The sequence below is a fragment of the Actinokineospora spheciospongiae genome, from assembly GCF_000564855.1.
GTDB classification, from domain to species: domain Bacteria; phylum Actinomycetota; class Actinomycetes; order Mycobacteriales; family Pseudonocardiaceae; genus Actinokineospora; species Actinokineospora spheciospongiae.
On sequence record NZ_AYXG01000206.1, the window covers coordinates 91,302 to 110,576 of the forward strand.

At 73.3% G+C, this 19,275-nt stretch carries 12 protein-coding genes and 1 riboswitch; of the genes, 2 read left to right on the forward strand and 10 right to left on the reverse strand.

The window, feature by feature from the left end; genetic code table 11:
- Positions 1–15 precede the first annotated feature (15 nt).
- The 8 genes from UO65_RS26145 to UO65_RS26180 form a co-directional block, all read right to left on the reverse strand.
- Positions 16–1,047 carry an ABC transporter substrate-binding protein gene (locus UO65_RS26145; RefSeq protein ID WP_035287551.1) on the reverse strand — a complete coding sequence of 344 codons (1,032 nt, stop codon included), beginning with the start codon at positions 1,045–1,047 and terminating at the stop codon, positions 16–18.
- Entirely contained in the window at positions 1,044–1,814 is a 771-nt protein-coding gene (locus tag UO65_RS26150) for an ABC transporter ATP-binding protein (RefSeq protein ID WP_035287552.1), read from the reverse strand. Before UO65_RS26150 ends, UO65_RS26145 begins: the two co-directional genes overlap by 4 nt.
- Positions 1,811–2,836, reverse strand: coding sequence for a FecCD family ABC transporter permease (locus UO65_RS26155; RefSeq protein WP_200873470.1), 1,026 nt, complete (start codon positions 2,834–2,836; stop codon positions 1,811–1,813). The genes UO65_RS26150 and UO65_RS26155 overlap by 4 nt, the downstream gene beginning before the upstream one ends.
- Positions 2,837–2,903: 67 nt before the next feature.
- Positions 2,904–3,025, reverse strand: a riboswitch (cobalamin riboswitch).
- A 111-nt stretch (positions 3,026–3,136) separates the two neighbouring features.
- Positions 3,137–5,338: an acyl-CoA dehydrogenase gene (locus UO65_RS26160; protein ID WP_035287553.1), complete on the reverse strand. Its 2,202-nt coding sequence runs from the start codon at positions 5,336–5,338 to the stop codon at positions 3,137–3,139.
- 10 nt (positions 5,339–5,348) lie between these two features.
- Positions 5,349–6,227: an SDR family oxidoreductase gene (locus tag UO65_RS26165; protein WP_035287554.1), complete on the reverse strand. Its 879-nt coding sequence runs from the start codon at positions 6,225–6,227 to the stop codon at positions 5,349–5,351.
- A gap of 34 nt (positions 6,228–6,261) precedes the next feature.
- Complete coding sequence (locus UO65_RS26170) at positions 6,262–7,107, reverse strand: MaoC/PaaZ C-terminal domain-containing protein (RefSeq protein WP_035287555.1); 846 nt, start codon at positions 7,105–7,107, stop codon at positions 6,262–6,264.
- 2 nt (positions 7,108–7,109) lie between these two features.
- Positions 7,110–7,541: a type II toxin-antitoxin system Rv0910 family toxin gene (locus UO65_RS26175; protein WP_035287556.1), complete on the reverse strand. Its 432-nt coding sequence runs from the start codon at positions 7,539–7,541 to the stop codon at positions 7,110–7,112.
- Between the two features lie 35 nt (positions 7,542–7,576).
- The gene (locus UO65_RS26180) at positions 7,577–8,767 is read right to left on the reverse strand and encodes a lipid-transfer protein (RefSeq protein ID WP_035287557.1); all 1,191 of its coding nucleotides are present in this window, start codon (positions 8,765–8,767) and stop codon (positions 7,577–7,579) included.
- 102 nt (positions 8,768–8,869) lie between these two features.
- Between UO65_RS26180 and UO65_RS26185 the strand changes: the two genes are divergently transcribed.
- Together UO65_RS26185 and UO65_RS26190 are read left to right on the forward strand one after the other, a co-directional pair.
- On the forward strand, positions 8,870–9,562 hold the full coding sequence (locus UO65_RS26185) for a TetR/AcrR family transcriptional regulator (protein WP_035287558.1): 693 nt from the start codon (positions 8,870–8,872) through the stop codon (positions 9,560–9,562).
- 117 nt (positions 9,563–9,679) lie between these two features.
- Positions 9,680–10,348: a hypothetical protein gene (locus tag UO65_RS26190; protein ID WP_152552280.1), complete on the forward strand. Its 669-nt coding sequence runs from the start codon at positions 9,680–9,682 to the stop codon at positions 10,346–10,348.
- 3 nt (positions 10,349–10,351) lie between these two features.
- Here UO65_RS26190 and UO65_RS26195 read toward each other — a convergent pair whose 3' ends face one another.
- On the reverse strand, positions 10,352–11,950 hold the full coding sequence (locus UO65_RS26195; RefSeq protein WP_035287560.1) for an aldehyde dehydrogenase family protein: 1,599 nt from the start codon (positions 11,948–11,950) through the stop codon (positions 10,352–10,354).
- On the reverse strand, positions 11,947–19,197 hold the full coding sequence (locus UO65_RS26200) for a type I polyketide synthase (RefSeq protein ID WP_152552281.1): 7,251 nt from the start codon (positions 19,195–19,197) through the stop codon (positions 11,947–11,949). Before UO65_RS26200 ends, UO65_RS26195 begins: the two co-directional genes overlap by 4 nt.
- Positions 19,198–19,275 lie beyond the last annotated feature (78 nt).

Below are 19,275 nucleotides of genomic sequence, written 5' to 3' on the forward strand. Positions count from 1 at the left end.
CTGTCCACGGCCGCCTCAGCCCGCGGCGACCTCGTCGTCGGCGCGGGGCTTGAGGCCCGAGGCAGGGGCGAGGCCCCACTCCTCCAGCGCGGACCGGACCTGCTCGGCGGCGTCGATGTTGAGCGGGCTGCTGGTCCAGAGCGCATAGGGGAGGTTGAGGAAGCGGCGTTGCTTCACCGCGGGGAGGTCGGCGATGCCGGGGCGGGCGGTGAGCAGGTCGATCTTCTGCTGGAAGGTCTGCGGCGGGTAGTCGACGAACAGGAAGGCGGCGGGGTCGGCGGCGGCGGCGCGCTCCCAGGAGACCGCGGTCCAGGTGTCGTCGAGGTCGGCGAGGGCGTTGCGGGCGCCCGCGGCGTCGAGGATGGCCTGCGGGGCGCCGAAGCGGCCGCTGGAGAACACCGTGTCGCTTGCGCTGTCGAAGAGGAACACCGTCGGCGGGGTGGGCGGTTGCGGTGCCGCGCGGAGTGCGGCCAGGCGGGTGTCGAGGTCGGTGAGCACGTCTGCGGCCCGGGGAGCGCGGCCGGTGATGGTGCCGAGGTTGGTCAGGTCCTCGCGCAGTGCCTGCCACGGGTCGACGATCCCCCGGGCGCGTTGGCCGTCCTGCTGCCTGCAACTCTCGGTGAGGATGTACGGGGCGATGCCCTGGGCGCGCAGCGAGTCGGGGGTCAGGCCCTTCTCCTCGCTGTAGCCGTAGTTCCACCCCGCCACCACCACGTCGGGGCGTTGGGCGACGATGGTTTCCTTCGACGGGTACTGCGGGGCGACCTGCTTGAGCGCGTCCACGGCCGGGCCGTAGTGCGCGCGCAGGGTGGCGGCGTCGCGCTGGAGGCTGGACACGGCGGCGACCTGGTCCTGGGCACCGACGGCCAGCACCATGGCGATCATGTTGCCGTCGTTGACGAAAAGGCGTTGCGCGGGCGCGGGGAACTCCCCCGCCGTGCCGCAGTTGGTCACCGTGGCGGTGCCGCCGCCCCGCGGTTGTTCGGGCGCGCTGCCGCACGCGGTGAGCGCGAGCGCGCAGGCGAGCAGGACGGGAGTGCGGTTCACGAATCCTCCAGGGACATCAGCAGGTGGGTGCGTCCGGTGTGCGGGTCGATCACCGGGGTGGCGCGGACACCGAAGGCCGTGCGGACCACCTCGGAGGCAAGCGCCTCCGCGGGCGGGAGCGCGGGCGCGGTCCGTCCACCGTGGACGACGATCAGGCGGTCGCAGGTGGCCGCGGCCAGCGACAGGTCGTGCATGGCGACGACGACGGTGCGGTCCAGGCCGCGCAGCAGTTCGACCAGGCGCAGTTGGTGGCCGACGTCGAGGTGGTTGGTCGGTTCGTCCAGCACCAGCACCGGGGCCCGCTGGGCCAGTCCGCGCGCCAGGGACACCCGGCGCCGCTCACCGCCGGACAGGTCCTCGACCGGTCGCCGCGCCAGGTCGGCGAGGCCGACCTCGGCCAGGGCCGCCAGCACGATCGGCCGGTCGGCGTCGTCGGTGTCCCACGGCGCGGCGTGGGGCACGCGGCCGAGGGCGACCGCTTCGCGCACCAGCAACCCCGAGGGGAGGTCTTCGTCCTGGCCGACGAACGCGACCCGCCGGGCCCGGGCCCGCGCGGGCAGCCGGTGCAGGTCCTCCCCGTCGACGAGCACCCGCCCCCGGGGCGGTCGGGTGATCCCCGCCAGCGCCCGCAGCAGGGTCGACTTGCCGCTGCCGTTGGCCCCGACCACGCCGACGACCTGCCCGGGCGCGATGTCGAACGCCACGTCGACCAGCACCGCCCGGCGGCCCACCGCGCAGGTCAGGCCCACCGCGCTCAGCGCGCTCATGCGCCGAACCGGTAGCGGCGCCTGCCCAGCAGGGCCAGGAACGCCGGGGCACCGATGAGGCCAGACACGACGCTCAGCGGGATCTCGGTGGGCCGCACGGCGACCCGGGTGACCACGTCGACCCACACCAGGAACAGCGCCCCGCACAGCGCCGCGACCGGCAGCACCGCCCGGTGCCTCGGACCCACCAGCAGCCGCGCGGCGTGCGGGACGACGAGCCCGGCGAACCCGATGCCGCCCGAGACCGCGACCAGGACACCCACCAGGACGCCCAGCGCCACGAACAGCCCGACCCGGACCCGGCGCACCGGCACCCCGACCGCCGCCGCGGTGTCCGGTCCGACGAGCAGCGCGTCCAACCACCGGCTGCCCAGCAGCAACAGCACCACCATTGCGGGCACCACCGCGGCGGGCAGCAGCAACTGCTGCCAGGTGGCGCCTGCCAGGCTCCCCAACAGCCAGAACAGGACCGACTGGGCGGCGGCGGGGTCCGGGCTGCGGAAGACCAGGTAGCTGGCCAGCGCGGAGAACATCGACCCGAGGACGGTCCCGGTCAGCACCAGCCGCAGCGGGGTCAACCCGCCCTGCGCGGTGGCGACCCCGAACACGATCAGCGCCGCCGCCAGCGCACCCACCAGGGCACCGGCGGTCAGGGCGAAGATCCCGGCCGAGGCGAACAGCCCCGTCGTGATCACCGCCGTGGCGCCCACCCCCGCCCCGGAGGACACCCCGAGCAGGTAGGGGTCGGCCAGCGGGTTGCGCACCAGGGTCTGCATCCCGACGCCCGCCACGGCCAACCCGGCACCCACCAGGGCGGCGAGCAGCACCCGGGGCACCCGGAACTGCCAGACGATCGTGTCGGCGGCGAGGTCCACCGCGATCCCGCCGTGCAGCCGCCCCCACAGCGCGCGACCCACCTCGGACAGCCCCAGCGGCTCGGCGCCGAACGCCGTGGACAGGACGAGGCTGAGCCCGAGCACCACCACGAGCACGGAGGCGGTGGTGCCGACGCGGAGCCTCACCAGCGCCCGGACCGGGTGCGGTTCCCCTCGTCGTCCGTCATCGCGACCTCCTCGTGGCTTGCGCGGCCTGGGAACACCAGCGACGGGGAGGGGTCTGGCTGCCGGTCGTCGGTGAGGACGACCGGTCACAGTGGCGCGACCGCTCCGGATTCCCACCGGATTCCCGCACCCGTCGCCGACAGCCTAGGCACCCCCACCGGTGCCCCCCGGAACCGGCCCGGGTTCGCCGCGCACCGCCATCGGCAGGACGCGCGAACCCGAGCGGCCCTCGACGCCGCCCGTTCCCGGTGCGGGCCGCGGTCAGGCGGCGTCGCGGGGCAGGCCGAGCATGCGTTCGCCGATGACGTTGAGCTGGACCTCGGTGGTGCCGCCGTAGATCGTCATGGCGCGGCAGGCCACGACCTGGTCCATCCACCGGTCGCTGGGTTCCCCGGCGACCGCCACCACCCCGGCGACCCCGAGCTGCGCCACGCAGAACTCCGCGATCTGCTGCCCGAAGCGCATGCTGAGCAGCTTGCCGACGCTCGACGTCGTGCTCACGTCCACCCCGGAGAGCTGCTTGAGCACCGTACGGGCACCGAGCAGATCGAGGACGTGGTTCTCGCAGGCGAACTCGCCGACCCGGTGCAGCGCGGTCGCGTCGAGGTCGCGGCCGTCGACGAACTCGAGCAGGTCCGCCAGCGTGGGATAGGAGGCGTTGCCACGGCCCAGGGCGACGCGTTCGCTGGACAGGGTCGCGCGGGCGACCGTCCACCCCTGACCGGGTTCCCCGACGACGCAGTTGTCGGGAATGAACACGTCGTCGAGGAAGACCTCGTTGAAAAGCTGGGAACCGGTCGCCTCGCGCAGCGGCCGCACGGTGATGCCGGGGGTGGACATGTCGAGGATGAAGTAGGTGATGCCCTCGTGCTTGGGCGCGTCCGGGTCGGTGCGGGCGATGAGCATGGCCCAGTCGGAGAACTGGGCGACCGTGGTCCAGATCTTCTGGCCGTTGACCTTCCACCCGCCCTCCACCCGCGTGGCCCTGGTGGTGAGGGAGGCGAGGTCGGAACCGGCGCCGGGCTCGGAGAACAACTGGCACCACACGACTTCACCGCGCAGGGTCGGCACCACCACGCGCTGCTTCTGCTCCTCGGTGCCGAAGGCGACGATCGGCGGGACCGCCCAGCCGCCCATCAGCAGCTCCGGCAGCGGGATGCCCGCGTGCTTCAGTTCCTCGCTGATGACGACCTGCTCCAGCGGGTCCGCGCCGCGGCCGTGCGGGCGGGGCAGGTGCGGTTGGACCCAGCCGCCGTCGCCGAGCGCCACCAACTGCTCGTCGGGGCCGAGTGCGGCGATCGCGGCCAGTTCCCCGCGCACCGCCTCGCGGATCGCCTCGGCGCCGTCGGGCAGGTCGATGCGGACCCGGCGGGCGTCGCCGCGCAGGGCGTGCCGGGCCACTTCCGCGGACCACTGCGCGCTGCCGCCGAGCAGGCCGCGCAGCGTCAGCGCGCGCCGGTAGTACAGGTGGGCGTCGTGTTCCCAGGTGAACCCGATGCCGCCGAGGACCTGGACGCAGTCGGCCCCGCAGCGCACGGCCGCGTCGGGGGCGACCACCGCGGCCACGGCGGCGGCGAAGTCCGCGGTGTCGTCGCCCGCGTCCAGCGCCCGGGCGGCGTCCCAGACGCTCGCGCGGGCCCGTTCGAGTTCGACGCCCATGGCGGCGCACTTGTGCTTGACGCCCTGGAACTGGCCGATCGGGCGTCCGAACTGGACCCGCACCTTCGCGTACTCGGCGGCGGTCGTGGTGCACCAGGACGCCACGCCGACCGCTTCGGCACCGAGCACGACGGCCGCGATGGAGCGGACCCGCTCGGCGCTCAGGTCGCGCAGCACCCGGTCCTCGGGCACCGGCACCGGTTCCCGCGTGGCGACCAGGGCGGAGCGGCGGATGACGTCGAGGCTGTCACGCTCGCGGACGTCGAGGTCCGCCCGGTCGAGGACGACCCACCGGAGCCCGTCGTCGATCCGCGCGGGCAGCACGAGGACGTCGGCCACCGCTCCCCCGAGCACGCCGGTGGTGGAGCCGGTGACGGTCACACCGTCCGGGCCTGCGGTCGCCGTCAGCGGTTCGGCCAGGCCGACCGCGGCGGTGGTCGAGCCGTCCGCCAAGCCGGGGAGCAGGTCGCCCCGCACCTTCGCGGTGGAGGCGACCAGCAGCGCGGAGGCGAGCGTGGTCGGCAGCAGGGGGCCGGGCTGCGCGGCCCGGCCGAGCGCTTCGAGGACGACCGCCAGTTCCAGCAGCCCGGCGCCCGCGCCGCCGTGCTCCTCGGGCACGTGCAGGCCGAGCAGGCCCTGGGCGCCCAGCGCACCCCAGAACGGCGGCAGGCTCTCGCGGTCGGCGTCGACGGCGGCGCGCAGGACGTCCGCGCCGAGGTGTCGGGCGGCGAAGCCGCGCACGGAGTCGGCGAGCGCGGTGTGTTCCCCGGTCAGGCCGAGGCCCAGCTCGTGGGCGGTGGTCATGGTGTTCCCCTCAGGCCCAGTCGGCCAGTTGTTCGTCGATCCCCGCCACCGTCCACGGGCCGTCGGTCTCGACGGTCCGCTCGCCCCGCCAGCCGCGCAGCTCGGAGATCGCGCCGCCCTGGACCGAGAACACCTTGCCGGTGAACGGGCACTTCTCGGTCGCGAGGTAGGCCACCATCGGGGCGATGTTGGCCGGGTCGAAGGCGTCGAACTCGCCTTCCTCGACCTCCTGGGCGAACAGCGCGCCCATGCCCGGGGTCGCCAGCGTGAGCCGGGTGCGGGCGATCGGGGCGATGGCGTTGACCCGGACCCCGTAGCGGTCGAGTTCGTCGGCCGCGACCAGGGTCAGCGCGGCGATGCCCGCTTTCGCGGCGCCGTAGTTCGACTGCCCCGCGTTGGGCATGAAGGTGCCCGAGGCGGACGCGGTGTTGATCACCGACGCGCGCACGGTCTCCCCCGCCTTGGTCCGTGCCTTCCAGTACTCCGCCGCGTGCCGCAGCGGGGCGAAGTGCCCCTTGAGGTGCACGGCGATGACGGAGTCCCACTGCGCCTCGTCCATCCCGGCGATGAACGCGTCGCGCAGGATGCCCGCGTTGTTCACCAGGACGTCCAGCCCGCCGAACTCCGACACGGCCTGCTCGACCAGCGCCTTGGCCCCGGCCCAGTCGGCGACGTCGTCGGTGTTGGCCACGGCCCTGCCGCCCGCCGCGACGATCTCGTCGACGACCTCCTGCGCGGGGCCGGTGTCCGCGCCCGCGCCGTCGTTCGCCCCGCCGAGGTCGTTGACGACGACCGACGCGCCCTCCGCCGCGAACAGCAGCGCGTGCTCGCGGCCGATCCCCCGGCCCGCGCCGGTGATGACGGCAACCCGCCCGTCGAGTGTTCCCATGGTGTGTGGATCTCCTTGCCGGTTGGTCGTTCGATCAGCGGGTGAACTCGGCCAGACCGTCCCTGATGACCGGCTCGTCACCGACCGTGGTCTCGTAGGCGTAGGTCCCGGGCGCGGCGGGCCAGACGCGGGTGGTCAGCTCCTGGCCGGGCAGCACCGGTTTGGCGAACCGGACGGCGAGGCGGCGCAGGTACTCCACCCGCGACCCGCCCACCTCGGTGAGCAGCGCCCAGGAGGTGAACGCCATCGTGCACAGGCCGTGCGCGATGATCCCCGGCAGCCCGGACAGCCTGGCCAGCTCGTCGTCGAGGTGGATCGGCATCGGGTCACCGGAGGCGGGCGCGTACCGGAAGGTCTGGTCCTCGTCGACGCGCGCGACGACCCGTGCCACCGGGTCGCCCGCGCGCAGGGTTTCGTCGAAGGTGTGCGGGGGCGCCGGTTCGCCGACGCTGCGGCCTGCGTCGGCCCTGCGGAAGAACGCGGTCATCCACTGCTCGTTGACCAGCGCACCCCCGGCGTCGACCGTCTCGGTCCGCACCACCACGGCGGTGCCGTTCGGCTTGCCGGTGAACCCGGTGGGGCGGGCGCGCGAGGTCAGCACGTCACCGGGGCGGATCGGCCGGTGGAACCGGAAGTCCTGCTCACCGTGCACGAGCTTCGACAGCAGTTCCACCGGTGCGACCGACAACGCGGCCGGGACCAGGGAGTTGAACACCGGCACGACCGCGAACACCGGCGGCGCGACCTCGCCCGCGCGGTGCCGGGCGATCGGGTCGTTGGTGGCCTCGGCGTACCGCGCGATCCGCTCGGCGGTCACCTCGAAGGTGTCCGGCTCGGTCCACTGCCCGATCCCGGCCTCGTCGAAGGCGGGCGCGGTCACGCTCAGCCCACCAGTTCGGCGAGCTTGGCGACGGACTTCTCCAGCTCGCCCTTGGTGTTCTTGCCCACGGCCATGCCGATCGGGCCGACGATCATCTGACCGGTGAACTCGGCGTCGATGTCGGCCCGGCTGCCCGCGCCCTCCGGCTTCACCGACAGGGTGAAGGAGACCTTGACCCCGGCCATGCCGGTGCCGCTGATCTTGAGCGAGCGCGGCGCGTCGTACTCGTCGACCGTCCACTCGATCTTGTTGGCCATCCCCATCACCGCGAGGACCTCGGTGACCTTCGAGCCCACCCCGATCTCCGAGGGCAGCTCGCCGCTCCACTTCTGGTGGATGGTCAGCCACTCCTCGAACCGGCTCAGGTCCGAGATGGTGGCCCAGGTCTTCTCGGGCGTGCTCGGCAGGGCGACGGTGACGTTGACCTTGGTCATGGTTGTTCTCCTCGGTTGTCGTTGTGGAGGGGTGTTCAGCGTTCGGCGGGCCGGTAGGCGGTCACCACGACCGCGCCGCCGAGCCCGATGTTGTGCTGCAGGGCGATCCGCGCGCCGTCGACCTGGCGCTTGTCGGCCGTGCCGCGTAGCTGCCAGGTCAGTTCGGAGCACTGGGCGAGCCCGGTCGCGCCGAGCGGGTGCCCCTTGGAGATCAGCCCGCCGGAGGGGTTGACCACCCAGCGGCCCCCGTAGGTGGTGTCCCCCGCGTCGACGAGCTTGCCGCCCTCGCCCTCGGCGCACAGGCCCAGCGCCTCGTAGGTGATCAGCTCGTTGGTGGAGAAGCAGTCGTGCAGCTCGATCACGTCCACGTCGGACGGCTCGATCCCGGCCTGCGCGTAGACCGCGCGCGCCGCGGTGCGGGTCATGTCCGCCCCGACCAGGCTGATCGCGCTCTTGTCTGCGAAGGTGCTCTCCAGGTCGGTGACCATCGCCTGGCCGACGATCTCGACCGCCTGCCCGGACAGCCCGTGGCGGTCCACGAACGCCTCACTGGCGATGACCACCGCGCCGGAGCCGTCCGAGGTCGGCGAGCACTGCAACTTGGTCAGCGGGTCGTAGACGGTCTTGGCGGCCAGGACCTCGTCGAGGGTGTACTCGTCGCGGAACTGCGCGTATGGGTTGTTCACCGAGTGCCGGTGGTTCTTCACGCCGATCTTGGCGAACTGCTCGGCGGTCGTGCCGTAGCGCTGCATGTGCTCGCGGCCCGCGGCGCCGAACATGTACGGCGCGGGCGGCATCGCGAAGTCCTGCAACTCCGCCAGGGCGAGCAGGTGCTTCATCATCGGCTGCTCGCGGTCGTCGAAGGTGGAGCCGAGCGAGCCCGGCTGCATCTTCTCGAAGCCCAGCGCCAGCGCGCAGTCCGCGATCCCGCCGCGCACGGCCTGCGCGGCCAGGAACAGCGCCGTCGACCCGGTCGAGCAGTTGTTGTTCACGTTGATCACCGGGATGCCGGTGAGGCCCAACTCGTAGACCGCCCGCTGGCCGGAGGTCGATTCGCCGTAGACGTAGCCCACGTAGGCCTGCTCGACCAGCGGGTACTCGATCCCGGCGTCGGCGAGCGCGTTGCGGCCCGCCTCGCGCGCCATGTCGGGGTAGTCCCAGTCCCTGCTGCCGGGCTTCTCGAACTTCGTCATGCCGACGCCGATCACATACGCCTTGCTGCCCACCGGGCCTCCTCGGTCGTCCGCCATCTGCCTGAGACAGTGTGTATCAGACAGATACGCGTGACAAGATGTATCAGGTACTTTTCCGAGAAGTAGACTCCCGCCATGCCCACCGCGAACGAGCCCGCCCCCGAAGTCGACGGGCGCTCGACCCGCTGGGACGCGCACAAGGCCCAGCGCCGCCTCCAGGTGCTCGACGCGGCCCTCGCGGTGATCGAGCAGCACGGCCCCGACATCGGCGTCAAGCAGATCGCCGACCGCGTCGGCGTGCCGCGCCCGGTCATCTACCGGCACTTCCAGGACCGCGCCGACCTCGACGAACAGATCCGGGCGCACGTCATCGGATCGCTCATGGCCGAGCTGGCACCCACCCTGCGCCCGGGCGGCACGGTCACCGAGGCCATCCGCCGGGCCGTCGACACCTACCTCGGCTGGATCGACCGGCACCCCCGCCTGCACGCCTTCCTCGGCGCGCACACCCGCGAGGCGACCGGCGGCTCCCGGGTCGTGGCCAGCACCAAGACGGCGATCGCGGTCGAGGCGGGCAAGCTGTTCGCCGCCGTCCTGACCCGGTTCGGCAAGGACCCCGACCTCGCCCCCTCACTCGCGGTCGGCGTGGTCGGCTTCGTCGACGCCACGGTCAACCGCTGGCTCGCCGACAAGCGCCGCCCGCTGAGCAGCGCCCGGCTGGCCGAGTTCCTGACGGTCTCCATCTGGTCGCTGATGAGCGGCAACCTGGCCGCACTGGGCGTGGCGATCGACCCGGACCAGACGGTGGCCGAACTGCTCGACGCCTGAACCGGGGAAGCAGTGCGGCGGTGAACCGGTGGCGCCCGACCCGGTGTCCCCTTGCGACTTTCCCTCCTTCGAGTTAATTGCCGTCGGGTCCTCAGCGGGGTACGCGAGACTGGGCCCATGACGGTCACCCGACGTGTTTTTGTCAGCGGTGCCATGGCGGCACCGTTCCTCGCGCAGCTCGGTGGCGCGGCGCCCGCGACCGCGAGCGCCCCCCTCGACACGACGTTCAGCCTGCTCGACGGGTTGGGCGAGATCCGGTTGACCGAGTTGGCGCTGAGCCGGTTGGCGGCGGAGGAGATCGAGGTCCAGGCGGTCGCCCCGGCCACCGCGCTGCTGGGAGCCGACGGGACGACCGTCGTGGGCGTGACGCTGCCGCCCGAGTACGCCACCGGGACCGTCAACCCGCTCGGTCAGCCCGCGAAGGGCTCCGCGCGGGTGTCGGGCGGGGTGGCGTTGCAGAACTCGAAGGCGCGGATGGAGATCACCAGCATCCGGGGTTCGATGCCGGAGGGTCGGATCTCCGCCTTCCTGAAGGTGGACGACGAGTGGATCGGTGAGCAGCCGCTGTACGCCGCCGACCCCAGCGCGGTGCGGTTGTCCGTGCAGCCGGGGGCGCCGGGCCAGCCGACTACGCTCAAGGGCAGCGGCATCCCGATCACCCCGACCCAGGAGGGCGTGGACGCCTTCACCGAGGCCTTCGGGGTCGCGCTGTTCGCCGTGACGGACCGGGTGTTCACGGCGTCGGGCACCGGCCGGGCGTGGCCGTTGCCGAACCTGCCCGTCTGACCCTCAGCCCGCGCCGAGGACCGCCTCCCCGGGGTGCCTCCTGGTCGTGGCGATGGCCACGGACTGCAGGCGGCTGGCCCGCAGGAAGGGGTAGGCGGCCTCGCCGTGGGTGCCGCCGCTGTGGCCCGTGCCGCCGAGGCCGGGCAGGTGCGGGGCGTGCGCCATGTGCGAGTCGTTGACCTTGAGCACTCCCCCGTTGGTCACCGCGCCGGTGAACCGCTCGATGACCTGCGGGTCCTCCGCCCACAGGGAGTTGCGCAGGCCGAACCGGTTGCCGTTGAGGAAGGCCACGCAGCGGTCGAGCAGGTCCGGGCCGTCCTCGGGCACGACGACCGTCAGCAGCGGGAAGAAGGACTCCTCGCGCACGGCGGCGATGGTCTCGGCCAGCTCGAACCCGTCGACGCGCAGCACGGTCGGTTCGAGGAACACGCCGTGGGGGTCCGGTTCGCCGCGCAGGTCGATCTGCGTGCCGCCGCAGACCTTCGTGGCGCCCGCGCGCAGTGCGCTGTCGAGGGTGCGCCGGAAGGCGGTGGCGCGCAGGACGGGGCTGAGCACCGTGTCGGTGTCCTCCGGGTCGCCCGGCCGCAGGGCGGACGCCGCCGCGCGCAGCCGCGTCAGCAGTTGCTCGGCGACGGCCGGGTGGACGATGGCGTACTTGGGGCTGAAGCAGGTCTGGCCCGACGCGTAGAACGCCTCCAGCAGCGCGGCGGTGGCGTGCGGGAGGTCGGCGTCGGACCACACGAGCACCCCGTCCTTGCCGGACAGTTCCAGGATGGCCCGCTTGCCCCGCTCCACGCACCGGCGTTCCAGGTCCAGCCCGTTCTCGCTGGAGCCGAAGTAGTAGACGGTGTCGACCAGCGGGCTGTCCAGCCACTGCCGCATGGTGACCTCGTAGTCGGCGCACACCACGTTGAACGTCCCGGCGGGTGCCCCGTGGGCTTCGAGCACGGGGATGACGATGGTGTGCAGGGCGTAGCTCAGCGAACTGGCGCAGCTACGGGGAACGCGGATCACCACGCTGTTGCCCGCCAGCAGCACGAGCGAGGCGATCAACCCGAACAGCGGCGCGTTGGCGGGCGGGTCGATGCAGACCACCCCGTCGGGCCTGCGCTGGAGCACGATCCGGTGGTGGGGCGTGGTGATCTCCTGCCGCAGCAGGGACCGCGCCAGCTCCAGGCTCTCCGGCCGGACCAGGTCGAGCACCACGTTGAGCTGCGCCTCGGCCAGCGCGCGCGGGCACCCCTCCATGCGCAGGACCCGGGACAGTTCCTCGCGGTGCTCCTGGAAGGCCGCGAACAGGTCACCGACGCAGGTGATCCAGTCGGCCAGGGGCACCGCGCGCACCCGTGGCGCGGCGTCGGCCGCCGCCCGCAGCGCGGCCCGCCCCTGTTCGGGGGTGGACAGCGCCACGGAGCAGAGGACGTGCGGGTGGGCGTGCAGTTCCTCCTCGGTGCCCTCGCGCAGCAGCCGGAACAGCGTCGCCGCGTCGCTCCCGCCCGGGTCCAGGACGGTGCGGACGCTCATGCCGTACGCGCGTTCGTCGGTGTCGACCCGTTCGCCGCCGATGTAGAGCGGGAAGTGCCGGACCGCTGCCCGGGTCACTTGTCGTCCTCGGCCTTGAAGTGGGTGACGAGCGAGCGGGACAGGTCGTCGATCCCGCTGCTGGCGGCGAAGCGCATGATCGAGATCTCGCTGCCGAACCGGCGCCGCATCTTGGTGACCAGCTCCGCGGCCATCAGCGAGTCCACGCCCAACTGGTCGAGCGGGCGGTTGCGGTCGATGCGCTCCGGCGCGACGCCCAGGACCTCGGCGAGCGTCTTCACGATGTTGTCGGCGACCAGGGCGGCCGCCTCCTCCACGGACGCCTCCCGGACCCGCTCGCGCAGGTCGTCGTCCTCGGCGGTGGCCGCGTGCCCACCCGCGCTGAGCTGCCCCAGGCGCGGCGTGCTCAGGTGCGGGTACAGCCTGCCCAGGAACTCCCCGTCGTGCCGCCACACCACCGCGACCTCCGGCCCGCCGACCAGGTCGTCCAGCGCCCGCCGCACGTGGCGCAGCGACAGCAGGCCCAGGCCCGCGCGGGTGACGGTCCGGGCGGTGGCCTCGTTGCGGGCCACGTAGCCGACCTCGCCGAGGGCACCCCAGGCGATCGCCTGCCCGACCAGCCCCCGCTGCCGCCGGGCCCGGGCCAGGGCCTCCAGGAACAGGTTCCCCGCGCAGTAGGCCGCCTGCCCGGCGTTGCCCACCACGGCCGCCGCCGAGGAGAACACCAGGAACAGGTCGAGGTCGTGGCCGTCGGTGACGCGGTCGAGGACCATCGCCCCGGCCAGCTTCGGCGCGAGCACGGCGCGGAACCGGTCGGCGGTCAGGTCTGCGGTCATCACGTCGTCGAGCACCATCGCCGCGTGCACGACCCCGCGCAGCGGCGCGTCGGTGGACTCGACGATCCCGCGCAGCGCGGCCTCGTCCGTGACGTCGGCGGCGTGGACCGACACCCGCACACCCCGCGCGGTCAGCTCGGCGACGAGGTCGTGCGCCTCCGGCGCGGCCATACCCCGCCGGTTGACCAGGGCCAGGTGCCGGGCGCCGTGGTCGGCCAGCCAGCGCGCCACCTCCGCGCCGAGCCCACTCGCACCGCCGGTGATGAGGTAGGTGCCCGCCGGGTCGGGTGCGAACCCGCTCTCCGGCGCGACCTGCTCGACCGGGGGCCGTCGGTCGAAGGTGAGGACCAGCTTGCCGATGTGGCGGGAGTGCTGCAACGACCGGAACGCCTCCGCCACCCTGGTCGCCGGGAACGCCCGGTACGGGATGGGGCGCACCGCCCCCGCCGCGAGGTGTTCGGCGTCCTTGTCGTGCCACTCGGCCATGTCCCGGCGGCGCAGGCCGCTGAGCTGGTCGACGTCGACGGCGAAGTAGCTGATGTTGTTGCGCAGCGGGAACAGGGAGACGTTGCGGTCGCTGTAGAGGTCGCGCTTGCCCAGTTCGACGAACCGCCCGCCGACCCGCAGCAACTCCATGCTGCGGCCGATGAACTCCCCGCCGAGGGAGTTGAGCACGACGTCGACGCCCTGCCCGCCGGTGGCGGCGAGCACGTCGGTGACGAAGCTGAGGCTGCGCGAGTCGAAGACGTGCTCGACGCCGAGCAGCCGCAGGAAGTCCCGCTTCTCCTCGGTGCCGGCGGTGGCGATCACCGTCGCACCCGCGTGCCGGGCGCACTGGAGCGCGGCCAGGCCCACTCCCCCGGCGGCGCCGTGCACGAGCACCGTCTCCCCCTCGCCGAGCCCGGCCAGGCCCAGCAGGCCGTGGCTCGCGCTCAGCAGCGCCACCGGCATCGTCGCGGCGGCGGCCATGCCGATCGTGGGCGGCACCCGGGTGACCAGGGTTTCGTGGGTCAGCACGTGCGAGGCGAACGCACCCGGGGCCGACCCGAAGACCTCGTCACCCGGGCGGACCCGGGCCACGCCGGGGCCGACCGCGGTGACCACACCCGCGCACTCGCCGCCCAGCCGCATGCCGGTCATCCCCGCCTCGACCACCCAGCCGGGCAGCATCCCGACCGCGAGCAGCGCGTCGCGGTAGTTGATGCCCGCCGCGCGCACCTCGATCAGCACTTCGCCCGCGGCGGGTTCCGGCATGTCCATCGCCACCCACGCCAGCTCGTAGGACGGTCCCGCGTCGCGGGCGATGAGCCGGTAGGGCGCCGAGCCGTCCCCGGCCGGGGGCGGGGGCAGGTCGCGCAGGCGGGGCACGAACCGACCGGCCCCGGTGAGCACCACCTCGTCCTCGTCGGTGGGGTCGAGCAGTTCCCGGGCGACGCGGTCGACCGCCACGTCCCGTCCGACCGAGACGCGCCGGACCTGCACCAGGCTGTCCTCGGCGGCGACCGCGCGGGTGGCGCCCCAGAGGGCGGCGGCGGCCGGGTCGTCCGCCCGTTCCGGCGCGGGGTTCACCCCCGGGGAACCGCTGACCAGCCACAGCCGGATCTCCGCGCCCGCGGGCAGCTCGGCCGCGGCGAGCAGCAGCCCGCGCACGAACCCGAACCGCCTGGCGGCGGCTTCGACGGCAGCCGCGGGGTTCGGGTCGGACTCGTCGAGCACGAACACGACGTCGGTCCGAGGTGGGGCGAACCAGGTGACCGGGTCCGCCCCGGTCGTCGTCGTCATCGCGCTCGCGCCCAGTCCCGCCAGGCTCGCGGCGAGCGCGGCGGCCAGGTCCGCCTTCGCGCCGTCCTCGGTGACGACCACGACGCGCGTGGTGGCTTCGACGCCCGGGCTCTCCGGCAGCGCCGCGCCGCGCGGTGCCGCGCTCGCCACCGTCACCGAGCACAGGTCGCCTTCCACGACGGTCCGCACATCGCGGAAACCGCCCTCCCGCAACAGTTCCCGCCACTGCCGCGCGGGCAGCACGGGCGAGGTGGGGCGCAGGTCGAAGTCGGACATCGACCAGAACCCCGGCACCAGCCCGAACGGCAGCGCGAGCAGCAGCGGGTCGTGCACCTCGGTGAACACCAGCCGACCGTGGTCGGCCAGCACCCCCGACACCGCGCGCAGCGCCGAACGCAGGTCCGTGGCCTCGCGCAGGGCGTGCCCGGCGACCACGACGTCGAAGGCACCGGGCTCCACCTCGGGGGCGTCGAGGTCCAGGGTCCGGTACTCGACGAAGTCGTGGCGGGCGAACCGCGCCTCGGCCGGGGCGAGGAAGACCTCCGAGACGTCGGTGAACACGTAGCGGGTGCGGTCCGGTGGGAGAACAGGCAGCAGCGCCGCGGTCAGGGCGCCGGTGCCGCCGCCGACCTCGAGGACCCGCAGCGGGCGGTCGGCGGGCCACGCCTCGACCAGGGACCGCAGCACCTCGGCGGCTGCCTGGTTGGCCGCGAGCAGCCCCGGTGACAGGTCGTGGTAGTGGGCGAGCGTGTCGCTGCCGTGTGCGGGCGAGAGGATGTCGAGCGCGTCCCGGTCACCGCGCAGCAACTCGACCAGGTGCATCCCGCAGCGGCCGAGCAGGGTCAGTTCCGGTGTGTGCTCGGGGAAGTCGGCGACCAGCTCGGCGAACCCGGGGTCGGCGTCCGCTGCGCGCGACCGCCAGCGGGTCCGGCCCTGGAACTCGCCGAGCCAGTCCAGGTGCCCGTGGTCGGCGGCCAGCCCGGCGAGCAGGTCGAGCAGGCGGGAGAACTCCGGCCGCACCCCTGCGGCCGACAGGTCCTCGGTGAAGAACACCTCCGCGCCGTCGAGCAGGGTGGTGAAGGCCCGCACCGCGTAGGCGGCCGTGGTCGCGAGCCGCCGCCGCCGGAACTCCGCGTGGCCGGTGGCCGGGGGCGCGTCGACCGCAGGCGGCTCCCACACCACCTCCGCGGCGGGTGGTAGTTCGCGCGGTGCGGCGCGGAGTTCGGTGTGCTGGCGCAGGACCGGGCGGCGGCTGGGCAGCTTGACGCGGAGGAACCGGCAGTCGACCAGCTCCAGCAGCACCGCCCCGGCCTCGTCGGTGAGCACGATGTCGGCCGACGCCCAGCTCTCCGAGACCGTGCGGCAACGCAAGTGCACCGCGCCCGTCCCGGTCGGTGATCCCCACAGGCGCGCGGCGCCGATGGCCACCGGCATGTAGGAGTCCTCATCGGTGACGTGGCCGTGGCGGATTCGGCCCAGTTCGATGCCGACCTGCAGCGCCACGTCGGTCCACGCCGGGTGCGCGTGGAACCCGGTGGTGTCGAGGTGGGTGCAGTCGTAGTCCCCCAGGACCTCCATGCCGTCCACCCACAGCCCCGACAGGACGAGGAAGTCCGCGCCGTAGCCCAGCCCGAGGCGTTCGCCGTCCGCGTAGAGCGCGTCGCGGTCGACGTGCTCACCGCGCCCGGTGAACCGGTCCCGCAGCGCCGCGAGGTCCAGCGGCGGCGGGGGCGCGGCCACCCTGCGCCGCACCCGGCCCCGCGCGTGGGTGAGCCACGGTTGACCGTCGACCGAGCGGGTCGCCACCCGGAAGACACCGTCCTCTTCGGACAGCGAGACCTGCGTGCGCGGCAGCGCGGACTCGTCGTCGGGGGCGATCATCGGCTTGGTGATGTGCAGTTCGCACACCTCCGCTGGCCCGTCGAAAACCAACTGCCCGGCCGCCCAGCCCATTTCCAGGTACCCGGCCGCGGGCATGATCGGCATCCCGTCCGCGCGGTGCCCGGCGAGCCACGGCAGCCTCGCCGGGTCCACCGTGGACTGCCACGTGGGGTCGGCGACCGGGGCCCGGCCACCGAGCAGCACGTGGTCCGGCGGTGCCCCGGTGTCGCTCCAGGTGTACTGGCTGCCCATCCAGAACCGCTCGCGCTGCCACGGGTACGCGGGCAGCGGCACGACCGCGCCGGGCTGAGGGAAGTAACCGTCGATGCGCACCCCGGCGGCCAGCGCGGACTCCACCGTCGCCCGCAGGGCGGCCGACCCGGGTTCGGACCTGGTCAAGGTGGGCAGCACGGCGAGCACGCCGTCCTTCGCGGCCCGCTTGAGGTAGGTCTGGAGCACCGGCTTCGGCCCGATCTCGATGACCGTGTCGAAGCCCGCCGCCACGAGGTGGTCGGTCGCGGCGGCGAACAGCACCGGCTCGCGGACGTTGCGCCACCAGTACTCCGCGTCGAGTTCTTCACCCGCCAGCGGCTCACCGGTGACGGTGGAGACGAACTCGACCGTGGCCGGTTTGGGCGCGAGGTCCGCCAGCGCCGCCGACAGCGACGCGCGCAGCGGGTCCATGGCCGAACTGTGGAACGGGTAGTCGAGGTCCAGCACGCGGCAGAAGACCTCGTCCTCGGCCAACCGGTCCGCGAGGTCAAGCAGGTCCGGCTTGGGTCCGGCCACCGTGACGTCACCGGCGCTGTTGATCCCGGCGACCTCGACCCGCCCGCCGTAGCGCGCGAGGACCCCCTCCGCGTCCTCCGGTGCGAGGTTGACGGCCGCCATGCCGCCCGAGCCCGCGGTGCCCGCCTGGGCGGCGCTGCGCGCCACCACCAGCTCCACGGCCTGGTCCAGGTCGAAGACCCCGGCGGCGAACGCGGCGGCGACCTCGCCGACGCTGTGCCCGTACACCGCCTCCGGGTGCAGACCGGCCTCGGCCAGCACCGCCGCGATCCCCACCTGGACGGCGAACAGCAGCGGCTGGATCACGGCGGTGTCGTGCAGCCTCGGCTCGGCCGAGCGCAACTCGTCGGCGACCGCCCAACCGACGCGGGGAGCCAGGGCGGCGTCGACCTCGGCGACGACCCTGGCGAACACCGGATCGCTGTCCAGGAGGTCGACGGCCATGCCCGGCCACTGGGCGCCGTGCCCGGAGAAGGCGAAGGCCACCCGCCCCCGCTCGGTGCCCCGCTGCGGCCTGACCTGCTGGGCCAGCCGCTGCCGCGCCTCCCCCGCGCTGGCGGCGAGCACCACGCGGCGGTGGGTGTGCTGCCCGCGCCGCTGGTGGGAGGTGTAGGCGACGTCGGTGAAGTCGGAACAGTCCGCCAGCCGCTCGTCCATGCGGGACAACGCCTCGGCCAGGGCCGCTTCGGTGTGCGCGGAGACGACGACCGGCACCGCGGAACCGGGGTTCGGCGTGGGCTGCGGGGGTGCGGGGGGCTTTTCCAAGACCACGTGCACGTTCGCGCCGCCGAACCCGAACGAGTTGACCCCCACCAGGCGACCGGTCGCGGGCCTCGACTGCTCCACCGGGGTCAGGGCGAGGCCGTCGAAGTCGATCCCGGTGCTGCGCGGCTCGGCGTACGGGGTGGCCGGGACGACGTCGTGCCGCAGCACCAGGATCGCCTTGCACAACCCCGCCATGCCCGACGCCGGTTCGAGATGCCCCAGGTTGCCCTTGACGGACCCGATCGGCAACGGCCCACCGCGGCGGCGGACCCCGAGCGCCCGCCCGATCGCCCGGCACTCCACCGGATCGCCCACCGGGGTGCCGGTCCCGTGCGCCTCCAGGTAAGCGAGGTCGTCCGGGTCCAACCCGAAACCGTCGTAGACCTGGCGCAGCAACGCCTCCTGCGCGTCACCGCTCGGCAACACCAACCCACTGGTGCGCCCGTCGCTGTTCGTCCCCGACCCGGCGACCACCGCGTGCACCCGATCCCCGTCCGCGACCGCGTCCGCCAACCGCTTGAGCACGAGAACGCCCCCGCCCTCGGCGCGCACGTACCCGTCCGCGTCAGCGGAGAACGGGCGGCAGTGCCCCGTGGGCGAGAGGAAACCGGCCTTGGCGAACCCGACGTAGGTCATGGGGTTGAGCAACAGGTTCACCCCCGCCGCGAACGCCACCCGCCCACCACCGTGGCGCAGGTGCTCGCAGGCAAGGTGGACCGCGTTCAGGGAGGAGGCACAGGCGGTGTCCACCTTCAAGCTCGGCCCGTGCACGTCCAGGTGGTAGGACAACCGGTTCGCGGTGTTGGACAGCGCGGAACCGGAGTTCGTGTACGGCCCGATCGAGGTCCGCAACACCATCTGCTGCGCGCCGTAGTCCAGGGCGGACACCCCGACGAACACGGCGGCATCCGTACCCGACAACGCCCGCGGGTCGATCCCGGCGTCGTCGAGCGCCTCCACGGCCAGTTCGAGCAACAGCCGCTGCTGCGGATCGATGCACACCGCCTCACGCGGACTGATCCCGAAGAAGTCCGCGTCGAACCCGGCGATGTCGTCGAGGTAACCACCCGCGAACGTGTAGGACTTCCCCGGCCGCACCTGGTTCGAATCCCAGTACTGCCCCACGTCGAACCGCCCCGACGGCGGCGCCCCCACCGCCTCCCGCCCCTCGGACAGCAGCGACCACAACCCCTCCAGCCCATCAACCCCACCGGGAAAACGACACGACACACCCACGACCGCAATCTTGTCCACCACACGCCGATAGTTCCGGAACCCGACGCCCCCATCCACGCCGCCACAACGGCTCACCCGGATGACCAACCGATCGAG